The sequence below is a fragment of the Caldimonas sp. genome (genome assembly GCF_046289365.1).
GTDB lineage: Bacteria > Pseudomonadota > Gammaproteobacteria > Burkholderiales > Burkholderiaceae_C > Caldimonas.
The window spans coordinates 1-6,314 of the sequence record NZ_JBKBVU010000061.1 but is presented as its reverse complement, the minus strand read 5'-3'; the positions used below and the strand labels follow the sequence as shown (position 1 = coordinate 6,314).

Sequence of the window (6,314 nt, the reverse complement as noted above, 5' to 3'; positions counted from 1 at the left end):
TGGGCGGGGCCTGGGCTGCCGTGCTCGGCGGGGTCGCGGCCTGGGCGGCCCTGCGCTGGGCGCCGGCCGCGGCAGGGCAGGCCGTGCCGTGGCCCGCCGTGGCCGCCATCGGGCTGGCCATGGTGCTGGGCGCGCTGGTGCTGGCGCACCTGGGCCGGCGCTGGCAGGCCCCGCTGCAGCAATTGCGCGACACCCTGGAGCGTGCCGCCCGCGGCGACACCCAGGCCCGCGCACACCTGGACCGCCGCGACGAATGGGGGGCGCTGGGCGCCGCACTCGACCGCGTGCTCGACGAGCGCGGCCAACGCCTGGAACGCATCGCTCACGAGAACGAAAGCCTCAACCGCTCGGTCGTGGGCCTGCTGCACACGGTGTTCCAGATGTCGAACAAGGACCTCACCGCGCGCGCGGAGGTGACCGAGGACATCATCGGCACGCTGTCGGCCTCGATCAACCAGCTCGGCGAGGAGACCAGCCGCACCCTGCACGAGGTGCAGGAGATCGCCGACCAGGTGCGCAGCGCCTGCGAGTTCGTGGGCGAACAGGCGCTGCGCGTGGACGAGACCGCGCAGGAGGAGCGCGCCGCGCTGGAGGGCATGGCCGCCCATCTCGGCCAGGCCACCTACCAGCTCGCCCAGATGGCCGCGTTGTCCACCAACTCCAGCGAGGCTGCCGAGCTGGCCAGCGCCGCCACCGACGCGGCCCTGCGCGCGGTGGACGCCACGGTGCGCGGCATGGAGACGCTGCGCGGCACCATCGCCGAGACCGAGAAGCGCTTCAAGCGCCTGGGCGAGCGCAGCCAGGAGATCTCCACCGTCGTCAACCTCATCAACACGATCGCCGAGCGCACCCATGTGCTCTCGCTCAATGCCTCGATGCAGGCCAGCAATGCCGGCGAGGCCGGACGCAGCTTCGTGGTGGTGGCCGAGGAGGTGCAGCGTCTGTCCGAATCCGCGCGGGCGGCCACCGCGCAGATCGCCCAGCTCGTGCAAAGCATCCAGGTCGAGACCGGCGACACGCTGTTGACGATGAACCGCCTGATCGCCGAGGTGGTGAGGCAGTCCGAGCAGGCCCGCCAGGCCGGCGTGCAAATGGCCGAGACGCGCGACACCACGGCCCAGCTCGTGAGCCTGGTGCAGCAGATCGCCGCCTTCTCGCAGGCCCAGAGCACGCTGGCGCACGAGCTGCGCCTGTCGGTCGATCAGCTCAACCGCGGCTCGGCCCAGACCATCCTGGCCATCGAGCAGCAAACCGAATCCACCGCCACCCTGGTGGACTATGCCCGCCGCCTGTCCGAAGCCGTCGGGCAGTTCCGCCTGCCGCCCCCGCAGGGGCAGTGAGCCGCTCATGAAGACCGAGGATCTGCTCGAGGTGCTGCGCGAGGAGTTTGCGCAGGCCAGCCCCGAAGTCGACGCGGCGCTGATGCACTGGCTCAGCAGCCCCGACGACCCGGCCCCCGCTGCCGAGGCGGCCACGCTCTTCGACCGCCTGGGCCAGGCCTGCCGCGTCGTTGGCCTGGACGGACTGGCCCTCGTGCTGGACCTGCTGCGCGACAGCGTCAGCGCGCTGGCGACCCTCGAAACGCCCGACCGCCAGACGGCCCTGGGCTGGCTCGCGCAGTGGCAACCGCCGGTGCAGGCCTACCTCGACCGCCCCGCCTCGGAGGCGGCCACGCAGGCGCTGGCCGACTTCCTGCGCAGCGGCCCGCTGGCCCCGCCGCCCGAGTCGTTGCAGGCCCTGCGCGAGCGGCTGCGTCAAGCGCCCGCCGCCCCCGGGGCTGGGGCCGACGACACGCCCGACCTCGCCGCGGCGGCCGCCGGCGCGCCCACCGACGAGGTCTCGCTCGACGTGCCCGAGGACGTGGACGCCGCGCTCTACGAGGTCTTCCTCGACGACGCCCCGGCCCAGGTGGCCACGCTGGCCGAGGCCGTGCGCGCCTTGGCGGCTGGCCATGCCGATGCCCCAACCCTGCACGAGGCCCGTCGCGTGGCCCACACGCTCAAGGGCAGCGGCCACATCATCGGCATCCGCGGCGTCGGGCGGCTGGCCCACCGCATCGAGGACGTGCTGGACCATGCCGTCGAGCGCGAAGGCCGCCTGCCAAGCGCCCTGGCGCGCGACCTCGAGCAGGCCGTGGCCTGCCTGGACCAGATGGTCTATGCGCTGCGCGGCGAGGAGCAGGCCCCACGGGACGCCCGGGACTGGCTGGACCGGCTGGAACGGTGGGTCCAGGCCATCCACGACGACCGCGTCGAGACCCTGGCGCTGGAGACGGTGCCTGCCCCCCTGGAGGCCGCCCCCTCCTCGCGCGACGACACCGCGTCCGCGAGCCCCCCGCCGCCCGGGCCCGACGAGGCGGCGCGCGCCATGCTGCGCATCGCCGTCGAGCGGCTGGACCGCCTGATGCGGCGTGCCGGCCAGGCGCTGGTGCATCAAGGCCGGGCCGAGGAAATGGTGCGCCAGGTCGAAGACCGGCTGGCGCAGCTCGAACGGGCCCAGCGCTCGCTGCAGGACCGCCTGCGCGACCTCGAGCTGGCCGTCGACCGCCAGGGCCATGCGCTGCCGCCGCCCACGCAGGCCGAAGGCGGGGCCTTCGACAGCCTGGAACTGGACCGCTACAACGAACTGCAGTCGCTCGTGCGCTTCACCGCCGAAACCCTGGCCGACGAGGCCGAACACACCCGCGCCGCACGCGAGCAGGTGCAGATGGCCGTGCAGGCCCTGCGCAAGCAGGGGCACGAGCTCGTCGAGCAGCACCGCGAGCTGATCGGCGCACGCCTGGTGCCCGTGCGCCAGATCGTTGCGCGCCTGAAGCGCAACGTGGCGCAGACCGCGCGGGCCACGGGCAAAGACGTCGAGCTGCGCATCGAGGGCGAGCAGATGCCGTTGGACACCGAGGTGCTGGACCGCCTGACCGAGCCCTTGCTGCACCTGCTGCGCAACGCGGTGGACCACGGCATCGAACCCAGCGCCGAGCGCTTGGCGGCCGGCAAGCCGCCGCGCGGCACGGTGCTGCTGCGCTTTGCCCGCGACAGCCGCACCGTCACCGTCGAGTGCAGTGACGACGGGCGCGGCCTGGACCTGGCGGCCATCCATGCGCGCGCGCTGGAGCTGGAACTGCTGCAGCGCGACGACCCCATCACCGAGGCCGAACTGGCCCGGCTGATCCTGCTGCCGGGCTTTTCCACACGCAGCGAGGTCAGCGAGATCTCCGGCCGCGGCGTGGGCCTGGACGTCGTGGCCGACCGCCTGCGCGCGATGAAAGGCCGCATCGACATCGACAGCCGCCCCGGCTTGGGCAGCCGCTTCGTGCTCACGGTGCCGGCCACCACGGGGCTGCAGCATGCGCTGATGGTCGAGGTGGGGGGCCAGGTCTATGCCCTGCCCAGCGAAGGCATGACGCTGGCGCTGGCCCCTGGGCAGGGCCAGCTCGTCCTGGGCCCGCAGGGGGCGCAGTTGCGCCATGCCGGGCGTCTGTACCCCTACCAGCGGCTCGGGGCCTGGCTGGGCCTGCCGGCCCCCGCCTCGGCCGCGGCGGCCCGCGCGGTGGTGCTGGCGCGCGTGGGCGGCCGCGAGATCGCGCTCGAGGTGGACCGCATCGTCGACTCGCGCGAACTCATCCTGCAGGACATCGGGCGCTACCTGCGCCGCCTGCGCGGTGTGGCCGGCGGCGCCTTCCGGGCCGACGGCCGGCTCGTGTTCCTGCTCGACCTCGAGGCCCTGGAGCAGGCCTACGCCTCACCGGTGCGCCGCCAGGCCGCCGAGCGGCTGCGCCGGCGCATGCAGGTCGAGCGCAAGCATGTGCTGGTGGTCGACGATGCCCTCTCGGTGCGCCAGACGCTCGCCCAGCTGCTGGGCGATGCCGGTTACGACGTCACCACCGCGCGCGACGGCTTCGATGCGCTGGATGCGCTGATCCGCCGCAAGGCCGACGTCGTGCTCACCGACCTGGAAATGCCCAACCTCAACGGCCTGGAGCTCACCCGGCGCCTGCGCGAATCGCGCCTGTGGAAGACACTGCCGGTGGTCATGCTCACCTCCCGCGCCACCCACAAGCACCTGCGCAGCGCCGAGCAGGCCGGTGTGGACGTCTTCCTCACCAAGCCCTACGAGGAGGCCGAGCTGCTCGCCGAGGTGCGCCGGCTGGCCTTCGCCGAAGGCTGAACGCCACGGCCGCTGCGCGACGGCCCGATCGTCGCCAGCAACGCCGCTGCGACGATCAGCCCCCCGCCCACCAAGGTGCGCCCCGACAGCGTCTCCCCGGCGATCGCCACCGACGACAGCGCGGCGAACACCACCTCGGTGAGCATCACCACCGCCGTGATGTTGGCCGGCAGCCGCGAGGCGCCGTGCTGGTAGGCCAGGTTGCCGGCCAGGAAGACCAGGGCCGTGAGCCCGAGCACGGCCACCCAGGCCGCCTGGGCGGGCGGGGGCCAGGGCACCAGGCCCGCGCCGGTGGTCGGCCCCAAAGCGAGCGCCAGCGCCAGCGACACCCCCACGCAGCCCATCAGCATCGCCAGGGCGCGGCCTTCGTCGCGCGTGACCGCCGCATGGCGCCGCACCAGCACGCTGTTGCAGGCGAAGGCGAAGCCGCCCAGCAGCCCCAATGCGTCGGCCAGGCTGCGCGGCAGCGGCCAGGCCAGGCCCTCGGGTTGCAGCACGAGGGCCGCTCCGCCCAGGGCCAGCCCCACCCGCAGCACCCCGCCCGACCCCAGGCGCTCGCCCAGCCACAGCCGTGCCAGCAGCGCCGTCCACACCGGCATCAGGTAGAACAGCAGCACCACGCGCACCACCTCGCCGATGCTCACGCCCCAGTTGAAGGCCGCGTTGACCACCCCCGAAACCAGGGCCATGGCCCACAGCACCGGCGTGCCCAGCACCTTGCCCAGGGCCCGGGGCCGCCAGGCCAGCAGCACGGCGCAGCCGATCAGGAACAGCCCGACATTGGTCCACAGCGGATGCAGCCCCAAGCCCTGCAAGTGGCGCATCGGCCACCAGGACAGGCCCCACACGGCGGCGTTGAACAGCAAGGCCAGCACGGGACCGGGGGAAGAACGTGTCAGAGTCATCGGACGATTGTCCCCGAGCCCGTCTATCATCGCGACACATCAACGAGTGACGTGCCGTCCCGCCGCGCGGGCGGCGCCCAAAGCAGTCCTTCGGGGCTGCCCTGCCGGGGGGAGTGTTGTCCGATGGCCTTCAGCGAATCCACGGTGACCCTCAGGCGCGCCCTCGTGCTGGCCAACCTGATCGTGCTGGCCCTGCTGGCCGCGCTGATCACGCTGCAGGCCCGCACCGACCGGGCCCGGGTGATCGAGATGGCCTACCGGGACGCCGAGAATCTGGCCGATGCGCTGGCCGAGCACACGCGCCAGACCCTGGCGGCGCTCGACCTCGGCCTGACCTCCGCCATCGCGGCCCTGGGCTCGCCGCCGCAGGACCACGCCCGGCTGCACGAGGTGCTGGCCGGCCGCCAGGCCGGCTCGGCCGGCACCTACGCCTATTTCATGCTCGATCCCCAGGGCCGCCTGGTGGCCAGCTCCCGCACCCCGCAGCCCGAGCCCGCGGACCTGTCGGACACCGACGAGTTCCGCGTTCACCGCGAGCGGCGGGACGTCGGGCTCTACCTGGGCAAGCCGCGCCTGGGCCGCGTCGGCTATGCCCAAGGCCAGTGGATCGTCAATGCCTCGCGGCGCATCGAGACGCCCGATGGGCAGTTCGCCGGCGTCGTGGCTGCCGTCGTCTCGCTGGACCATCTGCGCCGCTTCTACGACAAGCTGCGGCTGGGGGAACAAGGCGCCGTGGGGCTGTTCAGCGCCGAAGGCGTGCTCATCGCGCGCAGCCCCTGGGTCGAGCGTTTCCTGGGCCAGGACTTCAGCGGCCAGGCCGTCTACCGCGACCAGTTGGCCCGCCAGCCCCGGGGGCGCTTGTCCGGGGCTTACGTCACCGACGGCGTGGAACGTCTGTCCGCCTTCCGCCGGGTCGGCGACACCGCAGCCACCGTCTACGTGGGCCTGGGCCGCGACGAGGTGCTGGCCCCCTGGCGCGAGCGGCTGGTCTTCCAGGTGGCCATCGGCGCCCTGGCGATGTCCGTGTTCTTCGGGGCCTCGGCGCTGGCGCTGAACCATGTCGTGCGGCGCGAGCAATGGCAGCGCCAGCGTTCGCAGCGGCTGCGCGATCTCGCCGAGACCTTCGCCCGGCTGGTGCATGCCCCCACGGTCGAGGCGCTGCTCGAGCAAACCCGTGAGGCCGCGTGCCGGTTGATCGGTGCACAGACGGGCCGTGTTCACCTGGTGAGCCCCGGGGCCACCCCC

The 6,314-nt window shown here is 73.2% G+C and carries 4 protein-coding genes; 3 read left to right on the top strand and 1 reads right to left on the bottom strand.

Features of this window, described 5'->3' with window-relative positions; all coding sequences use genetic code 11:
* Both ACK42S_RS08290 and ACK42S_RS08285 read left to right on the top strand, forming a co-directional pair.
* Nucleotides 1-1,340: methyl-accepting chemotaxis protein (locus ACK42S_RS08290; protein ID WP_409705529.1), on the top strand; the 1,340-nt coding region annotated here is incomplete at its 5' end.
* A gap of 7 nt (nt 1,341-1,347) precedes the next feature.
* Nucleotides 1,348-4,164 carry a response regulator gene (locus tag ACK42S_RS08285; protein WP_409705526.1) on the top strand — a complete coding sequence of 939 codons (2,817 nt, stop codon included), beginning with the start codon at nt 1,348-1,350 and terminating at the stop codon, nt 4,162-4,164.
* Here ACK42S_RS08285 and ACK42S_RS08280 read toward each other — a convergent pair.
* Entirely contained in the window at nt 4,107-5,069 is a 963-nt protein-coding gene (locus ACK42S_RS08280; protein ID WP_409705523.1) for a DMT family transporter, read from the bottom strand. The genes ACK42S_RS08285 and ACK42S_RS08280 overlap by 58 nt on opposite strands.
* A gap of 123 nt (nt 5,070-5,192) precedes the next feature.
* Here ACK42S_RS08280 and ACK42S_RS08275 point away from each other — a divergent pair.
* Nucleotides 5,193-6,314, top strand: a 1,122-nt coding sequence (locus ACK42S_RS08275) for a cache domain-containing protein (protein WP_409705520.1), incomplete at its 3' end; no start/stop codon positions are given.

Coding starts and splice junctions, on each gene's coding strand:
- ACK42S_RS08285 (WP_409705526.1), top strand. CDS start 1,348: ATGAAGACCGAGGATCTGCTCGAGGTGCTGCGCGAGGAGTTTGCGCAG.
- ACK42S_RS08280 (WP_409705523.1), bottom strand. CDS start 5,069: ATGACTCTGACACGTTCTTCCCCCGGTCCCGTGCTGGCCTTGCTGTTC.